This is a genomic window from Pseudonocardia adelaidensis (genome assembly GCF_039543345.1).
Classification (GTDB): Bacteria; Actinomycetota; Actinomycetes; order Mycobacteriales; family Pseudonocardiaceae; genus Pseudonocardia; species Pseudonocardia adelaidensis.
Genome location: NZ_BAABJO010000023.1, coordinates 1 through 26,737, shown reverse-complemented (window position 1 = coordinate 26,737; position 26,737 = coordinate 1). Strand labels below are relative to the sequence as shown.

General features: G+C 74.9%; 19 protein-coding genes. 6 read left to right on the top strand and 13 right to left on the bottom strand.

The features are described from left to right. Nucleotides 1-21 precede the first annotated feature (21 nt). Together ABEA81_RS26755 and ABEA81_RS26750 are read right to left on the bottom strand one after the other, a co-directional pair. The gene (locus ABEA81_RS26755; RefSeq protein ID WP_345608295.1) at nucleotides 22-2,676 is read right to left on the bottom strand and encodes a helix-turn-helix transcriptional regulator; all 2,655 of its coding nucleotides are present in this window, start codon (nucleotides 2,674-2,676) and stop codon (nucleotides 22-24) included. A gap of 57 nt (nucleotides 2,677-2,733) precedes the next feature. Continuing rightward, entirely contained in the window at nucleotides 2,734-3,705 is a 972-nt protein-coding gene (locus ABEA81_RS26750) for a hypothetical protein (RefSeq protein WP_345608293.1), read from the bottom strand. 90 nt (nucleotides 3,706-3,795) lie between these two features. Between ABEA81_RS26750 and ABEA81_RS26745 the strand changes: the two genes are divergently transcribed. Next, nucleotides 3,796-4,299, top strand: a complete 504-nt coding sequence (locus tag ABEA81_RS26745) for a DUF2127 domain-containing protein (RefSeq protein ID WP_345608291.1) — start codon at nucleotides 3,796-3,798, stop codon at nucleotides 4,297-4,299. A gap of 216 nt (nucleotides 4,300-4,515) precedes the next feature. Here ABEA81_RS26745 and ABEA81_RS26740 read toward each other — a convergent pair whose 3' ends face one another. The 3 genes from ABEA81_RS26740 to ABEA81_RS26730 form a co-directional block, all read right to left on the bottom strand. After that, nucleotides 4,516-5,193 carry a hypothetical protein gene (locus ABEA81_RS26740; RefSeq protein WP_345608289.1) on the bottom strand — a complete coding sequence of 226 codons (678 nt, stop codon included), beginning with the start codon at nucleotides 5,191-5,193 and terminating at the stop codon, nucleotides 4,516-4,518. Between the two features lie 28 nt (nucleotides 5,194-5,221). Next, nucleotides 5,222-6,847: a phosphoglucomutase (alpha-D-glucose-1,6-bisphosphate-dependent) gene (gene pgm, locus ABEA81_RS26735; RefSeq protein WP_345608287.1), complete on the bottom strand. Its 1,626-nt coding sequence runs from the start codon at nucleotides 6,845-6,847 to the stop codon at nucleotides 5,222-5,224. Nucleotides 6,848-6,959: 112 nt separating this feature from the next. Further along, nucleotides 6,960-7,346, bottom strand: a complete 387-nt coding sequence (locus ABEA81_RS26730; RefSeq protein WP_345608285.1) for a hypothetical protein — start codon at nucleotides 7,344-7,346, stop codon at nucleotides 6,960-6,962. A gap of 313 nt (nucleotides 7,347-7,659) precedes the next feature. Here ABEA81_RS26730 and recC point away from each other — a divergent pair, with 313 nt between their 5' ends. The 3 genes from recC to recD are packed head-to-tail and all read left to right on the top strand — an operon-like array spanning nucleotide 7,660 to nucleotide 16,123. After that, nucleotides 7,660-10,941 (top strand): exodeoxyribonuclease V subunit gamma, encoded by a 3,282-nt coding sequence (gene recC / locus ABEA81_RS26725; RefSeq protein WP_345608283.1) that lies wholly within the window; start codon nucleotides 7,660-7,662, stop codon nucleotides 10,939-10,941. After that, nucleotides 10,938-14,291, top strand: coding sequence for a UvrD-helicase domain-containing protein (locus ABEA81_RS26720; RefSeq protein ID WP_345608281.1), 3,354 nt, complete (start codon nucleotides 10,938-10,940; stop codon nucleotides 14,289-14,291). Before recC ends, ABEA81_RS26720 begins: the two co-directional genes overlap by 4 nt. After that, nucleotides 14,288-16,123 carry an exodeoxyribonuclease V subunit alpha gene (gene recD, locus ABEA81_RS26715; RefSeq protein WP_345608279.1) on the top strand — a complete coding sequence of 612 codons (1,836 nt, stop codon included), beginning with the start codon at nucleotides 14,288-14,290 and terminating at the stop codon, nucleotides 16,121-16,123. Before ABEA81_RS26720 ends, recD begins: the two co-directional genes overlap by 4 nt. Here the strand turns inward: recD and ABEA81_RS26710 are convergent. From ABEA81_RS26710 to ABEA81_RS26695, 4 genes are all read right to left on the bottom strand, one after another. Next, complete coding sequence (locus ABEA81_RS26710; protein WP_345608539.1) at nucleotides 16,104-16,985, bottom strand: CHAT domain-containing protein; 882 nt, start codon at nucleotides 16,983-16,985, stop codon at nucleotides 16,104-16,106. The genes recD and ABEA81_RS26710 overlap by 20 nt on opposite strands. A gap of 2,138 nt (nucleotides 16,986-19,123) precedes the next feature. Then, complete coding sequence (locus tag ABEA81_RS26705) at nucleotides 19,124-19,801, bottom strand: hypothetical protein (RefSeq protein WP_345608277.1); 678 nt, start codon at nucleotides 19,799-19,801, stop codon at nucleotides 19,124-19,126. Between the two features lie 93 nt (nucleotides 19,802-19,894). Next, entirely contained in the window at nucleotides 19,895-20,854 is a 960-nt protein-coding gene (locus ABEA81_RS26700) for an NADP-dependent oxidoreductase (RefSeq protein ID WP_345608275.1), read from the bottom strand. A 51-nt stretch (nucleotides 20,855-20,905) separates the two neighbouring features. Then, the gene (locus tag ABEA81_RS26695; protein ID WP_345608273.1) at nucleotides 20,906-21,793 is read right to left on the bottom strand and encodes a LysR family transcriptional regulator; all 888 of its coding nucleotides are present in this window, start codon (nucleotides 21,791-21,793) and stop codon (nucleotides 20,906-20,908) included. Nucleotides 21,794-21,914: 121 nt separating this feature from the next. Here ABEA81_RS26695 and ABEA81_RS26690 point away from each other — a divergent pair, with 121 nt between their 5' ends. Next, nucleotides 21,915-22,835, top strand: coding sequence for a TIGR03620 family F420-dependent LLM class oxidoreductase (locus ABEA81_RS26690; RefSeq protein WP_345608272.1), 921 nt, complete (start codon nucleotides 21,915-21,917; stop codon nucleotides 22,833-22,835). Nucleotides 22,836-22,842: 7 nt separating this feature from the next. Here the strand turns inward: ABEA81_RS26690 and ABEA81_RS26685 are convergent, their stop codons facing one another. Then, on the bottom strand, nucleotides 22,843-23,679 hold the full coding sequence (locus ABEA81_RS26685; RefSeq protein WP_345608270.1) for an NAD-dependent epimerase/dehydratase family protein: 837 nt from the start codon (nucleotides 23,677-23,679) through the stop codon (nucleotides 22,843-22,845). 58 nt (nucleotides 23,680-23,737) lie between these two features. Further along, the gene (locus ABEA81_RS26680; protein WP_345608537.1) at nucleotides 23,738-24,259 is read right to left on the bottom strand and encodes a bifunctional nuclease family protein; all 522 of its coding nucleotides are present in this window, start codon (nucleotides 24,257-24,259) and stop codon (nucleotides 23,738-23,740) included. Nucleotides 24,260-24,391: 132 nt separating this feature from the next. Between ABEA81_RS26680 and ABEA81_RS26675 the strand changes: the two genes are divergently transcribed. Next, nucleotides 24,392-24,673, top strand: coding sequence for a MerR family DNA-binding transcriptional regulator (locus ABEA81_RS26675; protein ID WP_345608268.1), 282 nt, complete (start codon nucleotides 24,392-24,394; stop codon nucleotides 24,671-24,673). A 23-nt stretch (nucleotides 24,674-24,696) separates the two neighbouring features. Here ABEA81_RS26675 and ABEA81_RS26670 read toward each other — a convergent pair whose 3' ends face one another. Next, nucleotides 24,697-25,650, bottom strand: coding sequence for a hypothetical protein (locus tag ABEA81_RS26670; RefSeq protein ID WP_345608266.1), 954 nt, complete (start codon nucleotides 25,648-25,650; stop codon nucleotides 24,697-24,699). Then, a partial coding sequence (locus tag ABEA81_RS26665; RefSeq protein WP_345608264.1) for an SMC family ATPase occupies nucleotides 25,647-26,737 on the bottom strand: 1,091 nt, incomplete at its 5' end. The genes ABEA81_RS26670 and ABEA81_RS26665, both read right to left, overlap by 4 nt.

Sequence of the window (26,737 nt, the reverse complement as noted above, 5' to 3'; positions counted from 1 at the left end):
CATCTGCCGATGCGCAGAGGGCTACCGGTCCCGGCGGGCGAACTCCGCTGCCAGCTCGGTGCGGCTGCGCAGCCCGAGCTTGCCGAACACGCTGCGCAGGTGGGTGCGGACGGTGCCTTCGGTGATCAGCAGCTGAGCACCGATCGCCTGGTTCCCCAGGCCGCGGGCCACCAGCGCCACCACGTCGCGCTCGGTCGGGGTCAGGCTCTCCCAACCGGATCGCGGACGCGCCCGCCGGCCCCGGGAGCGCGCCGCGTACGCCGCGGCCCGGGCAGCGGTCAGCCGTGCTCCCTCCCGCCCCGCGGCAGCCAGCTGCTCGGCGTCGAGCCGCGCTGCCACGGCCCGATCGTCGGCGGGGCGGAACAGGTCCACGAGAGCCGACGGCCGGGATCCCATCTCGGCCCTTGTCCGGGCAGCGGCCGCGTGCAGGCGGGCCGCGACCGCGGGGCGGCCCTGGTCGAGGGCGAGCCCGGCGACGACGTCGAGCGCGTCCGCGACCTGCGGCAGGAGCGCGAGGTCCGCGGCGGCGGCGAGCACCCGGTGCGCGCGCCCCACGGTGCCGGCGCCGGCCGTGCCCAGCATCCTTTCGGCGGCGCACCAGGCCAGGCCCGCGGTGCACGCCGACTCGCGAGCCTCGATCGGCTCGGCGCAGCGCACTGCGGCCGCCGCGGCGGCGCACGCGCCGTCGGGATCGCCTGCCGCGAGCCGGGCGATGGCGAGCAGCGCCCCGGCTTCGCTCGCCTGCCCAGCCACCTCGCCTGCGGCCCGTACCGCCTCCTCCGCGGCCGGCGTGGCGGTCGCCGGATCGCGCCACACCGCCACGGTCGCGGCGCACACGGCCAGCTCCTCGCCGACCCCGAGGCCGGGGTGGGCCGCGAAGAACGAGGCGGCGGCCGCGAGCTCGGCGGCCGCGTCGGCGACCCGCCCCTGCTGGCAGAGCGCCTTGGCCAGTGGGCGCAGCGCGTACACGGCACTGACCGGCTCCCCGACCGCGCCGGCGAGCGCGAGACCGCGCCTGCCTTCGGACTCCGCCACCGAGAACCGGCCCGCCAGGACGGCCGCCTCCGCCCGCCCGGCCGCATCCCACGCCCGGAGCTGGGCGTGCCCCAGCTCGGTGAGGACCGGAACCGCCGCGTCGAGGTGCGCCAGCGCCGCGCGGTGATCGGATCGGACCAGGAACGCGTAGGCGAGCGCCTGGCGGGCCTCGACCGAACCCCAGCCGTCGCAGGCCCGGTCGGTGCGGTCCACCGCCTCGGTGAGGACGACCTGCGCGTGCGCGGGCCGCGAGAAGATCGCGTCCATGCCCACCACGACCAGCGCCCGGCCGCGCACCCGGTCGTCCCCGGCCGCCGCCGCCTCGGCGGCCGCAGCCGCCCCGAGCCTGCTCCCCTCCACGACGTCGCCGGTGTAGCTGGCGAGGAAGGCCATCGCCCACGTCAGGCCGCACGGCGGCGATGCCGTCGCGGCAGCCACCCGGCGCGCCCACAGCAGGCCCTCCCCGCAGCGACCCCGCAGCGACCAGTAGAACGTCAACCCGACGACGATCGCGGCGGCGACGTCGAGCGCCTTCCGGCTCCGGACGGCGTACTCCAACGCCGCGCGCACGCCGGCGTCGTCGCGTTCGACCCGCCGTACCGTGGCCGGATCGGCGCGGTCCAGGCCCGGCGCGGCGGAGCGCGCCAGCTCGTCCGCCCAGCCGAGCAGCCGCAGCGCGACCGCTTCGGCCTCGCCCGCTGCGGACAGCTCCCCGGCCGCGAACTCGCGGACCATGTCCAGCAGCACGTAGCGGCCGTCGTCGGCGTGGAACGTCACCAGCGACTGGTCGACCAGCGGTTCGAGGGCCGGCTCGCCGGCCACGGCAGCCGCGGCCTCGACGGTGAACCGCCCGGGCAGCACGGACAGCGCCCGCAACGCCCGCCGGGATCGGGGCTCCGCGAGCCGGTAGCTCCACCCGATGCACGCCTCCATGGACCGGTGCCTCGGCTCGCCGACCGGGCTGGTCCGCGCGAGGAAACGGAGCCGGTCGGCCATCCCGGCCTCGATGTGGGTCAGCGGCAGCGCGCGGGTCTTCGCCGCCGCGAGCTCGATCGCGAGCGGGAGGCCGTCGGCCAGCTCGCAGATCCGTCGCGCGGAGCCCACGTCGGGTGCGAGGTCCGGCTGCACCGCGCGGGCGCGGTCGAGGAACAGCTGCGGCCCGTCGGAGCTGAGCCCCCCGACGGGCAGCACGGTCTCCCCCGCCGTGCCGAGCGACACCCGGCTGGTCACCAGGATGCGCAGGCGCGCGCACCGGCGGAGCAGGACGTCGACGAAGGCGGCCACCTCGTCGCGGAGGTGCTCGCACGTGTCCAGGACCAGCACGCCCGGTTCGCCGGCCAACCGGCTCGCCACCCGGTCGACCGCGTCGGTGCCCGGCTCCTCCCGGATGCCGCACGCGACCAGCACGGCGACGGGCAGCAACGCCGCGTCGGGCAACGACGCCAGCTCCACGAAACCCACCAGCTCCGCGGGCTGCGACCGGGCCCACTCCGCGGCCAGCCGCGTCTTCCCGCAGCCGCCCGGACCGACGAGGCTGACCAGCCGCTGCCGCGCCACCAGCCCGGCAACGGCCGCCAGCTCCCGGCGCCGGCCGACGAAGGACGAGACCGGCCCGGGCAGCACCGTCGGCGCGCCGGCCACCAGGCGAGTGTGCCGGAGCGACAGGCCCGAAGGGAGACCGCGACCCGCGGAACGGGCTCAGCGCGCGGTCTTCCGGGTGCGCCGCGCGTCGCGGGGGCTCGTCCCGAGCACGGCCACCACCGCGGCGGCAACGAGCAGCACCAGCACGCCGAAGGCGGCCAGCGTGAGTACGTCCGGGCTGGTCAGCGGCTGGCCGCGCAGGGCCTGCCACAGCGAGAGGAGCGTGAGCCCCGCGTACCCCGCGGAGGCGACGACGACCAGCCGCGTGCGGACCTCCTCGGCGCGCAGCACCGCCACCCGGCCGGCCAGCAGTGCCAGCAGCACGGCAACGAGCGGCAGCGCCTGCAGCGCGTGGAGGCCCACGAAGTGGGCGATCCGCAGGTCTCCACCAGTGGTGCTCCACCCCGTGACGGGCATGATCGGCCCGCCGTCGGCGACGCCGACGCCGTGCCCGCCGATGATCCCGGCGAAGGTGCCGTCGGAGAACGATGCGCGCTGCGCCGCGGTCGGCCGTGGCATCACGAACGCGACCGCGGCACCGAACAGCGAGATGACGGCGCCCGCGCGGACGCCCCAGGTGAGGGAAGGGCCGCCGACCTTCCGGCGCAGCAGGTACCCGGCCACGACGAGGTTGGCGATCCAGAGCACCACGATCGAGGTGCCCATGGTGGCCCAGAGCCCGGCGTCGAGCGGGGTGGCGACGTTGAAGTGGCTCTGCCTCCCGCGCACCACCTGAGCGACGATGATCACGTACTCGATCACGAGCATCGCCGCGATGATCGTCGTGGACCAGCGCACCGGCCGATTCCGCGGCAGGTGGGCGAACAGCCAGGCCCACGTCACCGCGTAGATCACGATCGACACCGCGAACTTGAACGGCTTCAACCAGATCGGCGCTCCGACCAGCACCCGGTCGTCCAGCAGCACGCCGGCGAGCGAGATCACGACGAACGGCGCGGCCACGGCCGCGACCAGCAGCAACGGGCGGTGCCATTCGCGCGTGTCGGGCCACCGGGTCCTGTCGAGCACACCCGGAGCATCGGGGCGGACCGGCGGTACGGGGTAGGACGTTGTCCGGATCGCTGCGATTCCTGTCGCGCACGCTGGTAGAAGTCGTCCATGGCCGATGTCCGGGCACGCCGCACCGAGCGCTGGTTCAAGGCCGCGCTGCTCCTGAAGGGCCTGGACGGCGCAGCGGAGCTGCTCGGCGCCGTGGTGCTGCTGCTGGTCCCGGCCGCCACGGTGGACCGGCTCGTCGCCGAGGTCGTCAGCCGCGACCTGCTCGGACCGCCCGACGGCTTCCTCACGCGGCACCTCGTGGCCGGCACCGCCGAGTTCACCGCGGGCAACCGCACGTTCGTGCTCGTCTACCTCGGGCTGCACGGCGTCCTGAAGCTGGGCCTGGTGTGGGCGCTGCTGCGCAGGATCCGCCCCGCCTACCCGGTGGCGGCACTCGTGCTCGGCGTGTTCGTCGTCTACGAGCTGGTCCGCGCGGTCCACACCGGATCGGTCGTGCTGGCGTTGCTGGCCGCGCTGGACGTCGTGGTCATCGCGCTCGTCCTGCGGGAGTACCGGCTGCTGCGGACGAACGCTTCGCCCCCCGGAGATGTGCCCCACCTGTGAATCCCCTACGACCTACGTCGTGATGGCGTTCGTCCCGTCCTGGGCGTGGTTCGGGCTGGCGCTCGGCGCCTGGGACCGGCCGCTGCAGGGTCCGGCCGGATTCGTCGGCACGCTCGTCGGCCCGTGCCTCCCGGGATTCGCGATGACCGCGCTCCTGCGGGGGCGCGCGGGCGTGCTCCAGCACTGCGCCGGATCGTTCTCTGGCGGCTCGGACGATCAGCCCAGGGTGTTGATCGCGCGGGCGACCACCAGCACGACCACCACGAGCGACACCCCCGCCTGCACCGCCATCGTCAGCTTCGCCCACCGGGACAGCGGCAGCACGTCGGTGGGGCTGAAGGCCGTGGCGTTGGTGAAGGACAGGTAGGCGTAGTCGACGAAGGCCGGCTCCCATTCGGCGCCTGCGATCTCGGGGACCTGCATCTGGGGGAACAGGAAGTCGGGGCGGTCGCGGGCCGCTGCCGCGCGCGCCGCGGGCCCGCCGCGGTCGAGCTCCCAGTACACGAGCCCGAACGCCAGCACGTTGGTCAGCCAGATCGCGCCGCCCGCGGTGAGCAGCTCGGCGGGCGACCCCGGCCGTCCCGTGAGCAGGTCGACGACGAGCAGCACGACCGACCACCCGTTCGCCAGCGCGACGAGCCCGGTCAGGACCAGGCCGCCCGCGCGCAGCGCGGCCGACTGCCGGTCCATCCGGAACGGGTTGACCACCACCAACCCGACCAGCAGCGCGAGCTGGAGCGCGGGGAGGACCAAGCGGGCGTCCGGAACCACCTGCGGGGGCATGAGCAGCTGGAGCCCGATGGTGACGGCCACCGCCATCGCGGCGGGCCAGCGGTGCTCACCCGCCGTCCGCCGCGCCCACGCCGGAACGAGCTCCGATCCGTTCTGGGTCACCGGCGGGAGTCTGCCGGATCGCGCCGTCTCACCCGAGCGCGGCGCTCACCACCTCCTGCGCCTCCTCCTGGATGCGCATCAGGTGGTCGGCACCGTGGAAGCTCTCCGCGTAGACCTTGTACACGTCCTCCGTGCCGGAGGGGCGGGCCGCGAACCAGCCACCCTCCGTCACGACCTTCAGGCCGCCCAGCGGGGCGCCGTTCCCGGGTGCGCTGGTGAGGCGCTCGGTGATCTTCTCGCCGGCCAGCTCGGTGGCACGCACGTCGTCGGCGGAGAGCTTGCCGAGCTTCGCCTTGTCCTCGGGGCTGCACGCCACGTCGGTGCGCGCGTAGGCGGGCTTGCCGAACCGCTCGGTGAGCTCCCGGTACCGCTCGCTCGGCGTGCTGCCGGTCACCGCGGTGATCTCCGAGGCGAGCAGGGCCAGGATGATCCCGTCCTTGTCCGTGGTCCACACGCCGCCGTCGGTGCGCAGGAACGACGCCCCGGCGCTCTCCTCGCCGCCGAAGCCGATCGAACCGTCCAGCAGTCCCGGCACGAACCACTTGAACCCGACCGGGGTCTCCACGAGCGTGCGGCCGAGGTCGGCGGTGACGCGGTCGATCATCGACGAGCTGACGGCCGTCTTGCCCACCCCCGCGTCGGGTGACCACCCCGGCCGGTGGGCGTACAGGTAGCCGATCGCGACGGCGAGGAAGTGGTTGGGGTTCATCAGGCCGTCGGCGGTGACGATGCCGTGCCGGTCGGAGTCGGCGTCGTTGCCGGTGGCGATGCGGAACTCCCCGCGCCGCTGCACGAGCGAGGCCATCGCGTACGGCGACGAGCAGTCCATCCGGATCTTGCCGTCCCAGTCGAGCGTCATGAACCCGAACCGCGGGTCGACGGCCGGGTTGACGACGGTGAGGTCGAGGTCGTGCCGCTCGGCGATCGCACCCCAGTAGGCCACGCTCGCCCCGCCCATCGGGTCGGCGCCGATGCGCACGCCCGCCGACCGGACCGCGTCCAGGTCCACCACCGACGGCAGGTCGGCGACGTACGCGCCGAGGAAGTCGTGGCGGGCGAGCCCCGCGCGGTCGAGCGACGTGCGGCGGACGCCCGCGAGGCCGGCGCGCAGCAGCTCGTTGGCGCGGCCGGCGATCCAGGAGGTGGCGTCGGTGTCGGCCGGGCCGCCGTTCGGCGGGTTGTACTTGAAGCCGCCGTCCGACGGCGGGTTGTGCGACGGCGTGACGACCACCCCGTCGGCGAGGCCGGACGTCCGGCCGCGGTTGTGGGTGAGGATGGCGTGCGAGACCGCGGGGGTGGGCGTGAACGCGTCCTCGGCGTCGGCGAGCACCTGCACGCGGTTGGCCTGGAACACCTCGATCGCGGTGACCCACGCCGGCTCCGACAGCGCGTGCGTGTCGCGCCCGATGAAGAGCGGCCCGTCGGTGCGTTGGAATGCCCGGTACTCACAGATGGCCTGGCTGGTGGCGGCGATGTGGGCGTCGTTGAACGTGGTGCGCAGCGACGAGCCGCGGTGCCCGGACGTCCCGAACGCCACCCGCTGCGCCGGGTCGTCCGGGTCCGGGGTGCGGTCGTGGTAGGCGGCGAGCAGCGCGTCGAGGTCGACGAGGTCCGAGGCCTGAGCGGGCTCTCCGGCGCGGGGGTGGTTCGGCATGGCGGGCTCCCGGGGTGGCGGCGGGCTCCACGATGCCACCGCCGTTGCACGAACGGCACTCTCGTCCGGTCCTGTCGGACGGAGGTGCCGTTCGTACGGAGCGGGAGGTGCGTCAGGCGGAGAGGGGGGTGCGCTGCTGCGGGATGCGCAGGTGCAGGGGGAGGTGGCCCGTCCGGGGAGCGTCCGTCGTCAGGTGGTAGTGCCCGCCCCTCGAGCGGGCGCAGATGTAGGAGCGCAACGGCCTCGCGCCGAGCGCCTCGAGCTCGCGGGCGGCCGCCTCGGCGTCCTCGCGCGTCGAGTAGATGACCTTGCCGTCCGAGCCGGGGCGGGGCAGCGCCCTGCCCGCCACCTCGGCGCGGCTGGGCCGGCAGAAGATCGGACGCCCGGCCCTGGTGAGCCTGCCGTGGCGGGCGAGGACCTCGGCCCGCGCCGCATCGCGTACCCCGCGCTGCTCCGGCACCACCGGCCCGGTCGTCGCGTCGCTCCTGTCGGCGCTCATCTGGCCCCTTCCTCCGCGTCCTGTACCCGGTGATCGCGCGGGTCACAGCTTTCCGTTAGCCGGGCCGAAGCGGGATAACACCATCGTGTTGTTTCCCGAGGTTGATCACGGTGGGTAGTGAAGGCGGCGGGTGGATGATCACCCAGCGTGGGCACACGGGCTTCCTCGCTGCCGCGCGGCTCGATCTCGAGGCAACGCACCCCGTGCACGCGCTCGCGCTCGGTGACTTGTGGACAACCGGCGCGCCCCTGTCCGGGTCTGTCACCGCCCGCGCCTAGCGTGTGCGCAGAACGTGAACGAGGGGGGCACAGCCATGTGGCACCTGCACCGGGCCGAACGGGCCGACGTGCTGGCCCGCGCGCTCGGCGAGCTGTTGGCCGATCCACCTGCCGACCCGTTCGCCACGGAGGTCGTCGCGGTGCCGGCCCGGGGCGTCGAGCGGTGGCTGGCGCAGCGGCTGGCCCACCGGCTGGGGGCAGCGGGCGGCGCCGGCGACGGGGTGTGCGCGGGCGTCGCCTTCCCCTCCCCTGCCGCGGTGGTGGCCGAGGTCGTCGCCGCGGCCACCGGCCTGGATCCCGCCGACGACCCCTGGCAGCCGGAGCGGGCCGTGTGGCCGCTGCTCGAGGTGATCGACGCGAGCGTCGGGGAGGAGTGGTGCGCCCCGCTGGGGGCCCACGTCGGCGAGGCGGAGCGGGGCCGCCGATACGCCGTCGCACGCCACCTCACCGACCTCTTCGCCTCCTACGCCACCCACCGGCCCGCGCTGCTCACCGGATGGCTGTCCGGCGCGGGGGCCCCGGAGGGCCGGGCGGCCGACCTCGCGTGGCAGCCGGAGCTGTGGCGGCGGCTGCACGAGCGCGTCGGCGCCCCCTCCCCGGCCGAGCGCCTCCGGGCGGCGTGCGCCGCGCTGCGCGCCGACCCCGACGTGGTCGCGCTCCCGGCGCGGCTGTCGGTCTTCGGCCCCACCCGCCTGCCCGCCGAGCACCTCGCGGTGCTGGCGGCGCTCGCCGAGCACCGCGACGTGCACCTGTGGCTGCCCCACCCGTCGCCCGCCCTGTGGGCGGCGGTCGCCGTGCCGCCCGAGGTCCCGGCCCGGCGCGCCGACCCCACGGCCGGCACACCGCGCCACCCGCTGCTGGGGTCGCTCGGCCGCGACGCCCGCGAGCTGCAGCTGCGGCTGCCCGCAGATCGCGTCGACGTCCACCACCCTGCGGAGGAGCGCCCGCCCCGCACGCTCCTGGAGCGGCTGCAGGCCGACCTGCGCGACGACCGCGCGCCCGACGGCGGCTTCGTGCTGCGGCCCGACGACCGCAGCGTGCAGGTGCACTCCTGCCACGGCCCGGACCGCCAGGTCGAGGTGCTGCGGGAGGTCGTGCTCGGGCTGCTCCAGACCGACCCCACCCTCGAACCGCGCGACGTGCTCGTGATGTGCCCCGACGTCGAGACGTTCGCGCCGCTGGTCTCCGCCTGCTTCGGCCTCGCCGACGGCCCCGACGCCCATCCCGGCCAGCGCCTGCAGGTCCGCCTGGCCGACCGTGCCCTGCGCCAGGTCAACCCCCTGCTCGACACGGTGGCGCAGCTGCTGGAGCTCGCCGACGCGCGCGTCACCGCGTCCCAGCTGCTCGACCTGCTCGGCACCGCACCGGTGCGCAGGCGTTTCGACCTGGACGAGGCCGACCTCGAACGGCTGCGCGAGCTCGTGGTCCGCTCCGGGGTGCGGTGGGGGCTCGACGGTGCGCACCGCGCGCCGTTCCAGCTCGACGGGTTCCCGCAGAACACTTGGTCCGCGGGCCTCGACCGGTTGCTCCTCGGCGTCGCGATGTCGGGTGCCGAGCACGAGTGGCTCGGCACCGCGCTGCCCTTGGACGAGGTCGAGTCCGGCGACGTCGCGCGGGTGGGCAGGCTCGCCGAGTTCGTCGAGCGGGTCGCGGCCGTCCTCGCCGGGCTGGGCGGGCAGCAGCCGCTCGACCGGTGGGTCGCGGTGCTGCAGGACGGGCTCGACGCGCTCACGCTCGTCACCGGCACCGACGAGTGGCAGGGGGCGCAGGCCCGCGCCGAGCTCGCCGCGGCGGTCCGGGCCGCCGGGCCGCACGCCGCCACCGTCGAGCTCGGGCTGGCCGACGTCCGCGGCCTGCTCGCCGAGCGGTTGCGCGGCCGGCCCACCCGGGCCAACTTCCGCACCGGCACCCTCACCGTCGCCACGCTGGTGCCGATGCGGTCGGTGCCGCACCGCGTGATCTGCCTGCTCGGGCTCGACGACGGCGCCTTCCCCCGCGCGGGCGTGCCCGACGGCGACGACCTGCTCGCCCGCGACCCGCTCGTCGGCGAGCGCGACCCGCGCAGCGAGGACCGCCAGCTCTTCCTCGACGCGATCTGCGCCGCCACCGAGCACCTCGTCGTGGTGCACTCCGGCGCCGACGAGCGCAGCGGCGCCCGGCGTCCACCGGCCGTTCCGCTCGGGGAGCTGCTCGACGCCGTCGCGGCCACCGCGGGCCCGGCGGCGCTCGACCAGGTGGTGGTCGGCCATCCGCTGCAGCCGTTCGACCCGCGCAACTTCTCCGGGCCCGCCCCGTTCAGCTTCGACCGCGCCGAGCTGGCGGGCGCGGTCGCGGCCACCGGGGCGAAGGTGGCGCCGGCACCGTTCCTCGCCGCCCCGCTGCCCCCTGCCGGCGACGACGGCAGCGACACCGTCCCGCTCGACGACCTGGTGTCGTTCGTCGAGCACCCGGTGAAGGAGTTCCTGCGCCAGCGGGTGGGCCTGTCGCTCTTCACGGCGGAGGAGCAGGACATCGACGCGCTCCCGGTCGACCTCGACGGGCTCGCGACGTGGGCGATCGGCGACCGGCTGCTGCGCGACCGGCTGGCCGGGCGGCCGCTCGACCGCTGCCGGCAGGCCGAGTGGCGCCGCGGGGAGCTGCCGCCGGGGGCGCTGGGCGAGCAGGCGCTGCACCGGGTGCTCGACGACGTCGAGCCGATCGTCTCGGCCGCCCAGCCCTACCTCGCGGGTGAGGCGGGTGACCGCGACGTCGACGTCGCCCTGCCCGACGGCACCCGCGTCGTGGGCACGGTCGGCGGGCTGCACGGCACCGTCCTGCTGCGCGCGGAGTTCTCGCGGCTCGCGGCCAAGCAGCGGATCCGCGCGTGGGTGCGGCTGCTCGCGCTCACCGCCGCCACCCGGGAGCCGTGGCGCGCGGTCACGATCGGGCGCGGGCAGAAGTTCGGGCTCGCGATGGCCACGGTGGGCCCGCTCGACCCCGACCGGGCTGCCGCCGAGCTCGCCGAACTCGTGGCGCTGCGGCGCGCGGGCCTGCGCGAGCCGCTGCCGCTGCCCACCGTCACCGGCCACACGTACGCCACCGTCCGCCGCGGCGGCGCGGACCCGTCCGGCGCCCTCGACGAGGCGCTGCGCAAGTGGAGCAGCGGCGCCGGTGCCGAACGGGCCGACACCGCGCACGTGCGGGCGTGGGGCCCGGACGCGGGCGCCGAGGTGCTCACCGTCCCCGGGCCGCCGGGCGGGGAGCCCACCCGGTTCGGCACGCTCGCGCTGCAGGTCTGGTCGCCGCTGCTCACGGCGGAGGACGTGGTGCGGCTGTGACCGTCATCCAGTTCCCCACGCCTGCGGTGCTCGCGCCGGCCGCGTTCGACGTCTGCGGCGAGCTGCCCACCCGCACCACCGTGCTCGAGGCGAGCGCCGGCACCGGCAAGACGTTCACCATCGCCGCGCTCGCCACGCGCTACGTCGCCGAGGGCCGCGCGTCGCTCCCCGAGCTCATGCTCGTCACGTTCGGCCGGGAGGCCACGCAGGAGCTGCGCGAACGCGTCCGGGAGCGCCTCGTCACGGCCGAACGCGGCCTGGCCGATCCCGCTGCCGCCCGCGCAGGCGCCGACGACGTGCTCCGGCTGCTCGCCGAGGCGCCCGATGCCGAGGTCGCGGCCCGGCGGGCCCGCCTCGCCCGCGCCGTCACCCAGTTCGACGCGGCCACCATCGCCACCACCCACCAGTTCTGCCAGCAGATGCTCGCCGGGCTGGGCGTGGCGGGCGACGGCGACCGCGACGCCACGTTCGTGGAGTCGATCGAGGACATCCTCGCGGAGGTCGTCGACGACTTCTACGTCCGCAAGTACGGGGCGCGGGGCGCCGGCACGCCCGACTTCAGCCGGAGAGAGGCCCTCACCCTCGCGCGCCGGGCCGTGCACGACGGGCAGGCGCGGCTCGAGCCGCGGGGCGCCGAGCCGGGCACGGCCGCCCACGTGCGGTACCGCTTCGCCACCGCCGTGCGGGCCGAGGTGGCGCGGCGCAAGCGGGTGCGGCGCATCTACACCTACGACGACATGCTCACCCGCCTCGCCGATGCACTGGCCGACCCGGCGCGCGGCGCGGCCGCCCGGCTGCGGGCCCGCTACCGGGTGGTGCTGGTCGACGAGTTCCAGGACACCGACCCGGTGCAGTGGCAGATCCTGCGCAAGGCCTTCCACGGGTCCACCGCCCTGGTGCTGATCGGCGACCCGAAGCAGGCGATCTACGCCTTCCGCGGCGCCGACGTCGTGAGCTACCTCGACGCCACCGAGGCCGCCGACCACCACGCCACACTCGCCCGCAACTGGCGCAGCGACGCGGTCCTGCTGGAGGCGCTCGACACCGTGTTCGCCGGGGCGGCGCTGGGCGACCCGCGGATCACGGTGCACCCCGTCGAGTCCGCGCACCCCGGCAGCAGGCTGCGGGGCGCGCCGGTCGACACGCCGTTCCGGCTGCGCGTGGCGTCCCGCGCCGGGCTGCCCAAGGCACCCCGCCGCGACCTCGCCGTCGTCGCACCGGCCCGGGAGCTCGTGACGCGCGACGCCGCGTCCGACATCGCGGCGCTGCTGGCGAGCCCGGCCTCCGTCGACGGCGAGCCGGTCGCACCCGGCCACGTCGCGGTGCTGGTGCGCACCAACGACCAGGGCGCGATGATCCGCCAGGCGCTCGCCGCCGCCGGGGTGCCCGCAGTGCTGTCCGGCACCGCGAGCGTGTTCGGCACCCCGGTCGCCGGGGAGTGGCTCACGCTGCTGGAGGCCCTGGAGCAGCCGCGGGCGGCGCGGGTGCGCGCCGCCGCGCTCACCCCGTTCCTCGGCCACACGGTCGCCGAGCTCTGCGGGCCGCACGCCGAGTCCCTGCTCGACGAGGTCGGTGCCACGCTCCGGGCCTGGGCCGCGGTGCTGCACGAACGCGGGGTCGCCGCGCTGCTGGAGGCGATCACGACCCGCACCGGACTGCCCGGCCGCCTGCTCGGCGTCGCCGACGGCGAGCGGCTGCTCACCGACCTGCGCCACATCGCACAGACCCTGCACGCGGCCGCGGCGTCCGAGCACCTGGGCCCGGCCGCGCTGGTGGAATGGCTGCGCCACCGCATCGCCGACGCCGCCCAGGACGTCGTGGTCGAGCGGAGCAGGCGGCTCGAGTCCGACGCCGACGCCGTGCAGATCATCACGATTCACCGCAGCAAGGGGCTGGAGTTCCCGATCGTCTACGTGCCGTTCGCCTGGGACCGCAACGTCCGCGACCCGGACGTCCCGCTGCTGCACGACGAGTCGGGTGCCCGGGTGCTCGACGTCGGTGGCGAGTCCGGCGAGGGGTGGAAGGAGCGGGTCGCCCGGCACCGCGCGGAGGAGGCGGGCGAGGACCTGCGGCTGCTCTACGTCGCGCTCACCCGGGCACGCTGCCAGGTGGTCACGTGGTGGGTGCCGGCCACCACCACGGCCACGTCCCCGTTGCACCGGCTGCTGATCGGGCGGCCCGACGCCGGGCGCGACCCCGCGGAGGCCTACCGCGTGCCGGCCGACAACGCCGCGCTCCACGCGCTGCGCGAGCTCGCCGGCAGCCGGATCTCGGTGGAGGAGATCGGGTTCTCCCGAGCCGCCCTCACGTTCTCCGCCCCGGCGCCGGCAGCGGATGAGCTGCGCGCCGCGGAGTTCTCCCGCCACCTGGACATCGCGTGGCGGCGCACGTCCTACAGCGCGCTCACCGCCGACGCGGCCCACGGCCACGGGCCGGGCGTCGGCAGCGAGCCCGAGGCCCCGGAGATCGACGACGAGGCGGCGGTCGAGCTGGCGGCGACGTCGGACCTCCCCGGCGCCGACCTCCCGTCACCGATGGCCGAGCTGCCGCTCGGGGCCGGGTTCGGCACGCTGGTGCACGGGATCTTCGAGGCGGCCGACCTCACCGCTGCCGATCTGGCGGGCGAGCTCACCGCGCGCGCCCGCGAGCAGCTCGTGCACCACCCGGTACCGGGCGTCGAGGCGGAGCGGCTGGCCGCGGCGCTGCTGCCGGCCGCCCGCACGCCGCTCGGTCCCCTCGCGGGCGGCCTGCGCCTGGCCGACATCGCGCCGCGCGACCGGCTCGCCGAGCTCGACTTCGAGCTCCCCCTCGCGGGCGGCGACGAACCCGGCCCTCCCGTGACCCTCGGCGCGCTCGCACCGCTGCTGCGCCGGCACCTCCCGGCCGACGACCCCCTGCGCAACTACCCCGACGCGCTCGCCGCGCTCGCGGAGCAGCCGCTGCGCGGCTACCTCACCGGCAGCATCGACGCCGTGCTGCGGTTGCCCGGCCCGCGGTTCGCGGTGGTCGACTACAAGACCAACTGGCTCGGGCCGATGGGGCCGGACGGGCGCGACCCGCTCACGTCCGCCCACTACACGCCGCCGCGCCTGGCCGAGGCGATGATCGCCGCCCACTACCCGTTGCAGGCGCTGCTCTACGGCGTCGCGCTGCACCGGTACCTGCGCTGGCGCCTGCCCGGCTATGCGCCGGAGCGCCACCTCGGCGGGGTGCTGTACCTGTTCGTGCGCGGGATGTGCGGCCCCGACACCCCGGCGGTCGGCGGAGTGCCGTGCGGGGTGTTCAGCTGGGCGCCGCCCGCCGCGCTTGTGCAGGAGCTGTCCGGGTTGCTGGACGGTGAGCGGGCATGACGGTCGATATCGGCGACGTCCGGCTGGCCCGCACCGCCGACGGGCTGCTCGGCGTCTTCAACACCGCCGGCGTGCTCGATCCCGCCGACGTGCACGTGGCCACGCGGGTCGGGCGGCTCGGCGGCGAGACCGACGAGGAGGTACTGCTCGCCGTGGCGCTCGCCGTGCGCGCGGTGCGCCTGGGGTCGGTGTGCGTCGACCTCGCCGCGGTGAGCCACACCGTGCTGGGCGAGGGCGAGGAGATCGTGGACGTCTCCGCGCTGCCATGGCCCGACCCGCCCCGCTGGCTCGCGGCGTGCGCGGCGAGCCCGGTGGTGACCGACGGGCCCCACGAGCCCGGGGGGCGTCCGCTGCGGCTGGTCGACGGGCTGCTCTACCTCGCCCGCTACTGGGGCGAGGAGGAGGTGGTGCGCCGGTCGCTCACGGAGCGGGCCGCGGCCGCGCGGCCCGCGGTCGACGTCGCGCGGCTGCGGGAGGGCCTGGAGCGCTACTTCCCGGCGCCGGGCTCGGAGCGGCAACGGCTGGCGGCCGCGGTGAGCGTGCTGCGGCGGGTCACGGTGCTCGCCGGCGGCCCCGGCACCGGCAAGACCACCACGGTGGCGCGCCTGCTCGCCCTGCTGCACGACCAGCCGGGCCCGCCGCCGCGGGTCGCGCTCGCCGCCCCCACCGGCAAGGCGGCCGCCCGGCTGCAGGAGGCGGTCGCGGCCGAGCTGCCCGCCGAGCTGCGGTCGCGCACCCCCGAGGCCGCCACCCTGCACCGGTTGCTGGGCTGGCGGCCGGGCGGGCGGTTCCGGTACGGCCGGGCCCAGCGGCTGCCGTTCGACGTGGTGGTGGTCGACGAGACGTCGATGGTCTCGCTCACGATGATGGCCCGGCTCCTGGAGGCCGTGCGCCCCGAGGCCCGGATCGTGCTGGTGGGCGACCCCGACCAGCTGGCGTCGGTCGAGGCGGGCGCGGTCCTCGGCGACCTCGCCCGCGCGCCGGGCCGGCCGGAGGCGAGCCTCGACGCGGCGCTCGACGCCGCGGGCGTGGCGGGCAGCCTCGTCGACGGCTCCGTGATCAACGGCGTGGTCACCCTGCGGCACGTGTGGCGCTTCGGCGGCGCCATCGCCGAGTTCTCCCGGGCCGTTCAGGCCGGCGACGCCGACTCCGCGGTGGCCCTGCTGCACGGCGGTCACCCCGACCTGGAGTTCGTCGCGGCGGACGACGCCGACGGGGTGCGGATGGACGTCGTCGCCGCCGGCCGCGAGCTCACCGGCGCGGCCCGGCGCGGCGACGTCCCCACCGCGCTCGCGGCGCTGGAACGGCACCGGGTGCTGTGCGCGCACCGCAGGGGCCCGTTCGGCGTCACCCGCTGGAGCGCGGAGATCGAGCGGTGGCTGCGGGCGGCCCTCCCCGATGCGCCGACGGGTCCGTGGTACCCCGGCCGCCCGGTGCTCGTCACCGCCAACGACTACGACGTGGGGCTGTTCAACGGCGACACCGGCGTCGCGGTCGCCGTACCGGAGGGCCTGCGGGTCGCGTTCGCGCGCGGCGGGGTGCCCACCCTGCACCCGCCCGCCCGGCTGTCGGAGGTGGCCACCGTGCACGCGATGACCGTGCACCGCGGCCAGGGCAGCCAGTTCCGGCGGGTCACGGTGGTGCTGCCGCCCGCCGAGTCCCCGCTGCTCACCCGGGAGCTGCTGTACACCGCGGTCACCCGGGCCGCCGAGTTCGTCCGGGTCATCGGCACCGAGGAGGCCGTGCGCGCCGCGGTGGCCCGGCCGGTCAGCAGGGCCAGCGGCCTGCGCCACCGGCTCGGGGTGTCCGGCGTCAACGCCCGAAGTAGCTGAAGCCACCCCAGTCGCGGTAGTTCGGGTGCCGTTCCCGTGCGGTGTTCTGGGCGGCCCGAAAAGCGGCTACCTGGTCGACACCCGCGGCGAGGTGGGCGTAGAGCTCACCGAAGAAGGTCACCGCGACGTCCGGCTCGACCGGCCACAATGCGCCGACGACGGCCCGTGCGCCTGCGCGCAGGAAAGCGGGGACCAGGCCGTGCAGGTTGTCGAAGAAGTCGTAGCGCAGCAGCGCGGACTCGCACGCGCTGAGCGTCACGAGTTCGACACCTCGAAGGTCACGCTCCAGGACCTCGTAGGCGTGGAGCTGACCGCCTGCCAGGTAGACGCGGGAGAACAGGGGTGCGTCGTGATCGGGGACGCCGTGGGCCGCCAGGTGGAGGTAGCGGGCGGCACCGAGCACGTCGAGTGCGGCGTCCGGGGTGGCGTTGTCCCCGGTGAGCGGCCGGCTGCCGAACAGACCGGCGATCCGCTCGGCCTGCTCGTGGAGCGACGGCTCTTCCGGCAGGCCCACGCCAAGCCCTCCGGCCGCGCACGCGACCACGCTGACGCCGCCGGCCTTCGCCTCGGCGGCGCGCGAGCCGGAGAACAGGCATTCCAGCGAGGGGAGCACCGTCACGGTGAAGTGGTCGGCCAGGATGCCGTCGCGGAAGGGCGTGAGGTGCAGCGGGAAGAGGTGCAGGGCCTCGTGCGGGGAGAAGAGGATCCGCGAGTAGCCGCCCTGGGAGACCAGGCTCTCCAACAGCTCCACCGCGACCGGATGCAGGATCCAGCTGCCGAAGTACGACAATCCCGACTCCGCCTCCCGGGTGACCGCGCGGTGCAGCGGCTCATCGAGCAGTGCACTGCGCAAGCCACCCATCCTGAGGCCGAATGGGGAGTGGATGGTCGTGTCGTGGCCGACGTTCCTCGGATCGAGGCTCGTCTCGACGTGCTCGGTGGGCGCCCCCGGCGACATCGCCGAGACCGCGCGGAGCCTGCCGTTGACGCCGAACACCGCGTGCACGCCGTAGCCCTCACCGACGGCCGTCGAGTTGGCGACCACGCTCAGCAGGATTCCGTCCTGCGGCAGCGCCTCCAGAACCTCGTCCGGCTCACGCCGCGGTGCGAGGTGGTACCCACCGATGAAGTCGGAGTCCTGGGCACGACGCCGGATGTTCGCCCGCTGTTGCTCCACCAGTGAGCCCGATTCGCGCTCCGCGCCCTGCAGGAAGCCCGACGCCGTGAACTCGTGACGACCCGGGAGACGCAGGTCCGCCGCATCGCCGGCCCCGGTTCCGTAACGGGAGAGGAGATCCACGCACCGGACCACTTCGGACGGCGACCTCCGCGGCCCGGCCCGGGCGATGGCCGTACCCAGTGCCCGTCCCTTGACAGCCATCATCCCGAACATCATGAGCCGGCTCGAATTCCACTCGGACCACCGCCGAACGAGCATCGAGAGGCACGTGATGACGCTCGGCCAGCTCCCTTCGGGCAGTCTTTCGAACGCGACATCGACGAGAAGGGGAAGCTTCCTGAGCAGATCTGGATCAGCGAGGTCGGCCCCCCTGCCGAACTCGTCGCGGATCGCCGACTCCAGGAGCTGAAGGGCGACCAGAGCGAGGTCCCAGCTCCCGTTGAGAGCGAGGCCGACGACCGCATCGACGTAGGCCGGTATCCGCTGGGGCCCCTGGTGATCGGCGGCCCGGACCGCGGTCTTCCACCGCCGGAAGGCGATGACGACACCCAGGGTGCGGTCGAGCTCGGGAGCGTGCGATCGCACGGCCTCCAGCGCGGCTCCTTCGGCCCACAGGTCAGCGTCGCCCGGCCCGCACAGCAAGGCGTGCAGCCGGTCCGCCGCGACCGACGTCGCATCCGGATCACCGTCGGACACCGCGGCGTCCCGCCGCGCGTCACAGTCCCGGGGGTCGCCGGGAAGGGAGTGCGCGGTCAGCACATCGAAGTACCGACGGTACGGCTGGAGATGCGGATCGGCGGCCACCCACGGGAACGCGATGTCGATGATGGTCCGCCACACCCCGGGGTCGGCCTTGCGGCCCATGGTGTGGATGCGCAACGCGGTGGCAACGACCAGCACCGTGTGCGCCAGGCCATCGGGGAGGAGCTCCCGGGGAACCGCGATCATGCGCCCGGCGACGGAGTCGAACCGACGGCGCATGATGTACAGCCAGAGCAGGCGATTCGACGCCAGTGGGTCGCTCGTGGGAGACAGCAACGCCGCCGACTCGTCGCACAACCGATCCACGGTTGCGAGATCATCGCCGCAGCCGGCCAGGTGGCGCGAGTACTCGGCGAAGGCCAGGTGTGCCAGCGCCTTTCCCTTCGCCTCGCCGCTCGAATGGGCCGCGGCTGCCGACAGGTGCATCACGGCGTTGCGGAGACCGATCCTGGGCTCCGGCATGACGTGCTCACCCGGACGGGTACTCGCCGATGACGACCGCTCCACCTGTGCACGTCGCCACCGACCGAACTCGTAGTCGTCGCGATCGCTGAAGACGTGGTCGTGGTGTTCATCCACCGGGTCGAGCGCGTACGGCGCCAGGGCCAGCTGTCCCGCCGTGCGGCGCGCCCACGCCACCTGCTCGGGCGACGCCGCAGCGACCATCAGGCTCGCGGCGTGGCTCGCCCGGCGGTAGAGGGCACCGTCGTCACGGCCGATGAGCACCTCCGCGGCGGCGCGCACGAACGACCGCGCGCTGGCGTACACCGCCGCTCGATCATGCGGGGAATGGGCGAGGACCCACTCGTGCAACAGGCCCGCCGCGACACAGCCGATCTCCCGTCTCGTGCTGGCGTACTCCCAGCAGTCGTCGGCCAACGCGACCGCGAACTCGCCGACCGGGAGGGACTCCCGCTCGGCTCGGATGAGTTCGAAGGCCCGCTCCATGGTCATCGCTTCGTCGAAGACCATGACGGTCAGCTGCCCGAGCCTGCCCGTCATGCTGAGCCGAAGGAGGTCATGCAGGTGGGCGCCTCGGCGGAGGAACGACCAGCCGCTCACAGCCCGGCCAGCGGGACCGCGCCATGTTCCGCCGGTATGGCGGCACGATAACGCACGAGGCCGAACCGCTTCTCTTCTCGGGTGGCGGCGAGGGCGAGCTCGGCCCGGCACGACACCCGGGCCGACGTACGTGCGACGAGATGGAGGTGGTAAACGCCGACCAGATCGACCGCCTCCGTCTTGCTGAAGACCCACTCGACCTGGCTTTCACCCTCACCCTGGGCGACGATGTGCGAGAGGTTCGATGTGTATTCCCGGGAATGCTCCGCCGCCAGCCCGAATTCGGAGGTCTCCGGCAAGATCTTTATATTCGGACTCAGCCGCAGCATCCGGCGATGGTTGACCGGAGTAGCAGCGCGCAACGGATCCATCGACCACACCACGGGGTCGGCGACACCGCGGACGGACGCCTGCCGCAACGCTACCGACAGTCGAGCGCTGACGACCGGGGCCGAGCCGGTGCGGAAGGTGCACCGAAACATGATCATGTAGTAGCGGTGGTGGTCCGCGTCCCGCTCCAGCGCGCGCGCGAGGTCCTGATCCAGTCCCGCGGTCTCCGGTCCGAGTCGTATCGCTTCCGAGCGTCCGAGACTTATCTGGCCGGATACCCGGTGGTCGCCAGGGCCGCCGAGGACGCGTCGACGAACCAGATCCAGATCCGCGTCGGTCACCACTGGCGGCAAAGGAAGCGATGTCATCCGGTCCCCCTCCGGCGGGACCATCGATTATCGCCCGATTCGATGCACTGGAGCCAGCGGACTTCCGGATCACCCGCCCAGGAGGACCACCTTGCCCCCGGCGTGACCTTCGGCCACGAAGGCGTGTGCCCGTGCGGCCTCGGCCAGCGGGAACGTACGGGTGACCGCCGTACGGAGGCGGCCGGCGGTGGCCAGCTCGAGCAGCCGCGGCCACGCCTGCCGGCGCACCCGGTCTCCGCGGTCGGTGGCCCCGGGCGCGGTGCCGAGCATCTGGATGCCGGCCTCGGCACCGCGCGCGAACGCGGCGAGCGTGGCGATCCGCTCCCGGTCGGCCACCAGCTCGAGGGACACGTCGACGGCCTCGTCGGTGCCGACCGCGTCGATCGCGGCGTCGACGCCCGCCGGCGCCAGCGCGCGAACGCGGTCGGCCAGGCCCGGCCCGTACGCCACCGGCCGGACCCCGAGCGCGGATAGCTCGTCGTGGCGCCGGGGCGATGCGGTGCCGATCACCTCGGCACCTGCGTCCCGGGCGAGCTGGGCGACGTGCCTGCCGACGCTGCCGGCGGCGCCGTGCAGCAGCAGCGTGTCGCCCGCCCGCACACCGGTGGCGGTCAGCGCGTGCACCGCGGTGCTGCCGGTGAGCAGCAGCCCGGACGCCTCCGCGAAGCTCAGGCGCGCGGGCTTGGGCACCACGAACTCGGCCTCCCAGGTCACCTCGGTGGCGTACGCGCCCGGCCGGTCCCGCCGGTACGCGATGACCTCGTCGCCGACCGCGAGCGGACCGGCGGGCCCGTGCGCGCCCGGTCCGGCAGCGGTGACCACCCCGGCCAGCTCCATCCCGACCCGCTGCGGAAGCGTATCCGGGTCGCGACCGAGCAGCCCGCTGTAGATCTTGTAGTCGATGGGGTTGACCGCGGCGGCCTCGACCCGGATCGTCACCTCGCCCGGCCCCGGGGCGGGGACGGGCTCGTCGACGACGGCCAGCACCTCGGGACCGCCGAACGCGGTCGCCTTGACCACTCTCGCCATGGATGGATCAACCCACCTCGCACCTGTGGTCTTCCCCGCGCCTTGTCCGCCTCAGTGATGGGACAGGCGGGCTTCGGCGATCCTGCGGAACTGCGCCACGAGGCGGTTGCGGTCGCCGGCGCGGGTGGCCAGCACGACGTGGCAGGGCTCGACGCCGTCGAGCGGGATCGTCGTGAGGTCGGGGCGCAGGCCGGTGGCGTGCGACCCGGCCACGATGGCCACGGCTTCCCCGGCGGCGATGAGCTCGAGCTTGTCCTCGCCGTCCTCGACGAGAGGGCCGTCGGGTGCCGGGCGGCCGTCCGGGCGGGGGTCGATGCGCCAGAACGCGCTCCAGGCCGGATCGGGGTTGCGGACCCGCGGAAGGGGTTCGTCGGCGATGTCGTCGAGCGTGACGGACTCCTTGCCCGCCAGCCGGTGGTACCGGGGCACGATGAGCACGCGCGGCTCGTCGTACAGCACCGTGACGTGCAGCCCCTCGGTGGAGAACGGCAGCCGGGTCATCGCCGCGTCCACGCGGTGGTCCAGCAGCGCGGTGCGCGGCTCGTTCCAGGACAGGTGCACGGTGCGCACCTCGGCCTCGGGGTGCCGGTGGCGCAGCTCGCGCACGGCCGGGGTGACGATGAGACCGGTGGTGTAGCCGATCGTGATGCGGCTGGGGTCGGCCGCGGCCCGGGTGAGCGCCGCGGCCTCGGCCGCGGAGCGCAGCAGCGCGACGGCGTGCGGGAGGAAGACCTCGCCGGCCTCGGTGAGCCGGCAGCCCTGCGAAGTGCGGTCGAGCAGGCGTGCGCCCAGCTGCTGTTCGAGGCGGCGGATCTGCCGGCTCAGCGACGGCTGGGCGGTGTGCAGGGCGGCGGCGGCCCGGCCGAAGTGCCGGTGCTCGGCCACGGCGACGAAGTAGCGCGCCAGCCGCAGGTCGAGGTCCACCGGCGGTGAGGGCATGGCCCCAGGATAGCCGCGAGCTGGGATGATGCCTGAAACGTATTGCCCGATGAGGAACAGATCTTGGACCGGACGCGCGCCGCCGACGCATCGTGGAGGCACCATCTCCGAGAGGATCCGCATGCAACCCACCACCGTGGTCCAGGCGGCCCGGGACGCGTTGGGGCCGGTCGGCGTGTTCCTGCCGTCCCCGCTCGCCGAGGCGGCACCCGTCGACGTGCAGCGCGAGGCGGTCGGCCGGCTCGAACGCGCCGGCTACCGGGCCGCGTGGACCAACGAGGGCGTCGGCGGCAAGGACGCCTTCGTGCAGCTGGCCGTGCTGCTCGCCGCCACCCAGCGGATGACCTTCGGCACCGGCATCGCCAACATCTGGGCCCGGGCCCCGCAGACCGCGCACGGCGCGGCGGCGCTCCTCGCCCAGGCCCACCCCGGCCGGTTCGTGCTGGGCCTGGGCGTCGGCTACCCGGAGCAGGCCGCCAGCGCCGGCCGGGCGTTCGGGAGCCCGCTCGCCACGATGCGCGACTACGTCGACCGGATGGCCGAGCCGACCCAGCTGCCCGCGCCCGACGTGGCCTACCCGCGGATCCTCGCCGCGCTCGGGCCGAAGATGCTCGCGCTGGCCGGCGAGATCAGCGACGGGGCGTTCCCGGCCATGGTTCCTCCCGAGTTCACCGCTCGGGCCAGGCAGGCGCTCGGCCCGGACAAGCTCCTGGTCGTCGGGCTGTCCGTGGTGGTGGACACAGACGCGCAGCGGGCCAAGGAGACCGCGCGCGAGGTCCTGTCGAGCCGGATCGGCCGCGCGGCCGCGTCCTACGCGGCCACCCTCGCCCGGCTGGGCTTCCCGGACCAGGAGATCGCCGAGGTGAGCGACCGGCTGGTGGACGCGGTCATCGGCCACGGCGACCCCGCCTCGATCGCGGCGAAGGCGCGCGAGCACCTCGCCGCCGGTGCGGATCACGTGCTGGTCATGCTCCCCGTGGGCGGCGACTTCGCCACCGACGTGGACGAGCTGGAACGACTCGCCCCGGCACTGGTGCGGTAGCCCCGGATCAGCGCTCTCGCCACAGGTGCTGGGGCACGTAGCCGAGGCGCTCCGCGGCCTTGTCGATCGACAGCAGCGTCTCGAACTCCCCCAGCTCCTTGCGCACCGGGACACCCGGGAACCACGCCGCGGCGAGTTCCGCCGACGGGATGGTCAGGCCGGTGTCCGACGCGGCCACGGCGTAGACCTCGAAGCCGGGAGCGCCCTTCTCCAGCGAGAGCGCCACCGCGAGCGCGGCGTCGCGCGCATCGACGTAGGAGCCGAGCAGGTCACGGCGGTAGTCGAGCTCCCCGGCCCGCGTGAACGACCCGTAATCGTCCTCGCCGACCACGTTCGTGAACCGCAAGGCGGTGATCGACAGCTCCGGCTCCCAGCGCACGAGCTGGCCGGCCATCGTCTCTTCCATGGCCTTCCCCAGCCCGTACGTGTTGTTCGCCGCCGTGTAGCCCTCGTCGAGCGGCAGGTAGGGCGGCGGCTCCTCGAACGGGAACCCCATCGCGTTGATGCTGGAGGCGTACACGATCCTCGTGATCCCGGCCCGGTGCGCGCCGTGGAGGACGTTGAACGTGACCGCCATGTTGTGGTGGAACGTGGTGGCGTCCGGGACGAGCCCGTTGACGGGGATCGCGGCGAGGTGGACGAGCGCGTCGATGCCGTCGTGGCGGAAGGTGACGCCGAGGAGCGCGTCGAGCGTCTGCCCGTAGTCGCGCAGATCGACCCGGGTGAAGCCGGCGCCCCTCGCGCCGTCGACGTCGAACCCGACCACGTCGTGGCCGTCCTCGCGCAGCCGGGCGGTGACGGCCCGTCCGATCTTGCCATTGCACCCGGTGACCGCGATCCGCATGCGATCGATCCTTGATCCATCCGCGGAGCGCGTCAACCGGCGGTGCGGGACGGGCCCGTCAGCTGGAGTTTCCGAAGTCCTCCGGTGAGGCGTTGTCCAGGAAGCGGCGGAAGCGCTCCAGCTCCTCGTGCTCCGACGGGGTCTCGCCTTCGGTCTCGTCGTCCTCCTCCGCAGGGCCGACCATCCCGACCTCGGCCACCGCTGCCTCGTCGAGCACGGCGTCCTCGGCCTCGATCCGGACGTCGACGTGCAGGGCCATCGCCACGGCGTCGCTCACCCTGGCCGATACGCGGATGTCGCCGTCGAACACGAGCTCGGCGTGGAAGACGCTGTCGCGCAGCATCGTGATGCGCACGAGTTGCAGCCTGCGGTCGAACGCGCTCACGACGTCGAGGATCAGCTTGTGGGTCTGCGGCCGCGGCAGCTCGACGCGGCGGCGGGCGAGCTCGATGGCCGTCGCCTCCGGCACGCCCACCCACACCGGCAGCACGCGCCGCTTGCCGCCGGTCTCCTGCAGGAGCAGGACCGGCTGCACGGCCATCGGGTCCCTGCCGAGCGCGACCACCCGCATCTCCTGCACGGCGACCCCCTTCCAGACTCCAACCTCCACGGTTCACCGCCCGGCACGCGGCGTCAACTGGAGTCGCCCGCACCGCAGGCCGCACGAGCTGGGCGGTATTCGCCCCCGGCTCAGTGGGCCGCGATCACCCGGGTGGTCGGCGCCGGTTCCCGCTGCGACAGACAGGCACGATCCGACAAGCATCCGTCCTGGCGTGCGGGTGTGAGCGGCGAGGAGCCACTGATCAGCTCCGGTGACGTGGCGCGCCGATTGGGCGTGACCACGCGCGCCGTCGGGCGGTGGGTGGCGCGCGGCATGCTCACGCCCGCCGTGAGGACTCCCGGCGGGCGCTCCCGCTTCCGCTGGTCGGAGGTGCAGGCGCAGCTGCGCGAGCGGCAGCACGACAGCAGGCCCGACGGCACGCCGAGGCAGTGAGGCCTCGGGGAGGCATCGCCCGGTCAGGCGGCGGCCGCGGCCCTCCGCAGCGCACGGTAGAGGAGGTTCGGCTCGCCGAGGCGCCTGCGCAGCTCGCGTTCGAGGCCCGCGATCGGGTAGAGGTTCTGCGGGGCGCGGGAGTCCTTGTACTCGGTGGAGGCGAACCTCGGCAGGGTGGCCTGGCTGCGGGCGGCGTGCGCGACGGCCTCCGCGGCCGGGAGGTCGGCGCTGCACTCGACCCGCACGATGCCCGCCCACGGTGCGCCCGGCCGGCAGGGCAGCCGCAGGTACCAGGTGTGCCGCTCCCACGAGCTGCCGAGCCGGAACACCGGAGTGCGCTGCCCGGTGCGCAGCATCCCGACGACCCCGCCGAGTTGTGGGGGCAGGTAGTCGCTGCGGTGGGTCTTGACGAAGCCGATGGCCCGGGGCAGGTGCTGGCGCCCGCGCAGCGGGCCGTCGACGACGAGCAGGTCGTCGGGCACGCCGTGACCGCTGCGGGCGGCGGCCGCGGCGGCGAGCTCGGTGTCGGCCAGCTCGCGCTGCAGCGCGAGGCTCAGCAGCTGGGCGGGCGCGACGTCGGGGTGCGGCGCGGTGCGGGTGGCCCGGTAGGTCCCGGCGCCGGTGCGGACGTCGTCGGCGGCGTCGGCGGTGGTGAAGAGCCCGCGGCGGACGTCGGCGGCGAGCAGGTGCGCGCCCCCGTCCCGGCAGCAGCAGACCACGCCCGCCGCGTACGAGGCGCAGAGCGCGGGCGCCGACTCCGGGCTCCCGTCCTCCAGCCAGAGCTGCGCGTCGACCCGGCGGACACCGTCGACGAACAGCACCGCCTCCGGCGGGACGGCAGCCGGATCCGGGTCGATCGGCTGCCACTCGCTTGCCGGTAGCTCGACGTCCGGCGTGACCTGCGCGGCCGACTCACCGCGCTCCGCGTCCAGGCTCGTGCCGTAGGAGGGGTCCCACGGGTCGACGGCGAACCTCACAGGCTTTCCTTCACGACGGAGGAGGTGCGCTGGTCGCGGCTCACGACGAACCGCACCGGCACGCGCTCGGCGAGCGCGGGCACGTGGGTGACCACACCGACCATCCGGTCGCCGCGGGTGGCGAGGTTTTCGAGGGTGCTCGCGACGACGTCGAGGTTGGCCTCGTCCAGGGTGCCGAAGCCCTCGTCCAGGAAGATCGACTCGAGGCGGGCGGCACCCTGCGCGGCGAGCCCCGCCATCTGCGCCGACAGGGCCAGCGCGAGCGCGAGGCTCGCCTGGAACGTCTCGCCGCCCGACAGGGTCTTGACCGGGCGCCGCGCGTCGGCGTCGGCGTGGTCGATGACGAGGAACTCGCCGCCCTCGTGGGTGAGCGCGAACTGCCCACCCGAGAGCTCGGCGAGGCTCTCCGACGCGTCCGCCACGAGCGCGTCCAGCGCGGACGCGACGAGCCAGCGCGGGAACCCGTCGGAGCGCAGCAGGCTGCCCAGGAGCTTCGCGACCTGCTGGGCCGACTCGGCCTCGTCCCGATCGGCCCGGATCCGCTCCGCCGCGGCCCGCCGCTCCGCCACCCGCTCCTGGGCGGACCGGGCCCTGGCGAGCGCCCCGGCGACGGCGGCTGGTGCCGTGCCCCCCAGCGGGGCGGCGGCGGTCACCTGGTGGGCGGCCAGGTCGTCGGCGATCCGGCGCTCGACGGCGGCGCGGGCCGCCCGCGCGTCCTCGGCGGTGGTCGCCGCCTCGGCGAGGCGCGCGGCGCGGGCCTCGGCCTCTCGGCGCGACCACGCGGTGAGCTCCTGCCAGGCCGCGAGCAGCTCGTCCCCGCGGACGGCGGGGGCACCGAGCGGGACGAGGGGGTCGCGCGCCGCGCGCAGGGCGTCCCATGCCGCGGTGACCTCGCGGGCGACGTCCGACGCGGTGCGTTCCGCGGAACGGGCTGCGGCGCGGGCCGTGCGCAGGTGCGCGTCCGCCTCGCGGACGGCCGCCTCGAGAGCGCCGAGCTCGTCGAGGGCCGCGGCGGCGTCCTCGTCGGACGGGGCGTCGCGCAGCGCGGGCCGCCGCTGCGCCGCCCCGCGCTCCGCGGTGTCGACGG

Excerpts from the sequence above, each read along its gene's own strand:
- ABEA81_RS26730 (WP_345608285.1), bottom strand. The coding sequence starts at position 7,346 with ATGAGCGCCGACAGGAGCGACGCGACGACCGGGCCGGTGGTGCCGGAG.
- ABEA81_RS26690 (WP_345608272.1), top strand. The coding sequence starts at position 21,915 with ATGCAACCCACCACCGTGGTCCAGGCGGCCCGGGACGCGTTGGGGCCG.
- recC (WP_345608283.1), top strand. The coding sequence starts at position 7,660 with ATGTGGCACCTGCACCGGGCCGAACGGGCCGACGTGCTGGCCCGCGCG.
- ABEA81_RS26700 (WP_345608275.1), bottom strand. The coding sequence starts at position 20,854 with ATGGCGAGAGTGGTCAAGGCGACCGCGTTCGGCGGTCCCGAGGTGCTG.
- ABEA81_RS26695 (WP_345608273.1), bottom strand. The coding sequence starts at position 21,793 with ATGCCCTCACCGCCGGTGGACCTCGACCTGCGGCTGGCGCGCTACTTC.
- pgm (WP_345608287.1), bottom strand. The coding sequence starts at position 6,847 with ATGCCGAACCACCCCCGCGCCGGAGAGCCCGCTCAGGCCTCGGACCTC.
- recD (WP_345608279.1), top strand. The coding sequence starts at position 14,288 with ATGACGGTCGATATCGGCGACGTCCGGCTGGCCCGCACCGCCGACGGG.
- ABEA81_RS26710 (WP_345608539.1), bottom strand. The coding sequence starts at position 16,985 with ATGGGTGGCTTGCGCAGTGCACTGCTCGATGAGCCGCTGCACCGCGCG.
- ABEA81_RS26685 (WP_345608270.1), bottom strand. The coding sequence starts at position 23,679 with ATGCGGATCGCGGTCACCGGGTGCAATGGCAAGATCGGACGGGCCGTC.
- ABEA81_RS26745 (WP_345608291.1), top strand. The coding sequence starts at position 3,796 with ATGGCCGATGTCCGGGCACGCCGCACCGAGCGCTGGTTCAAGGCCGCG.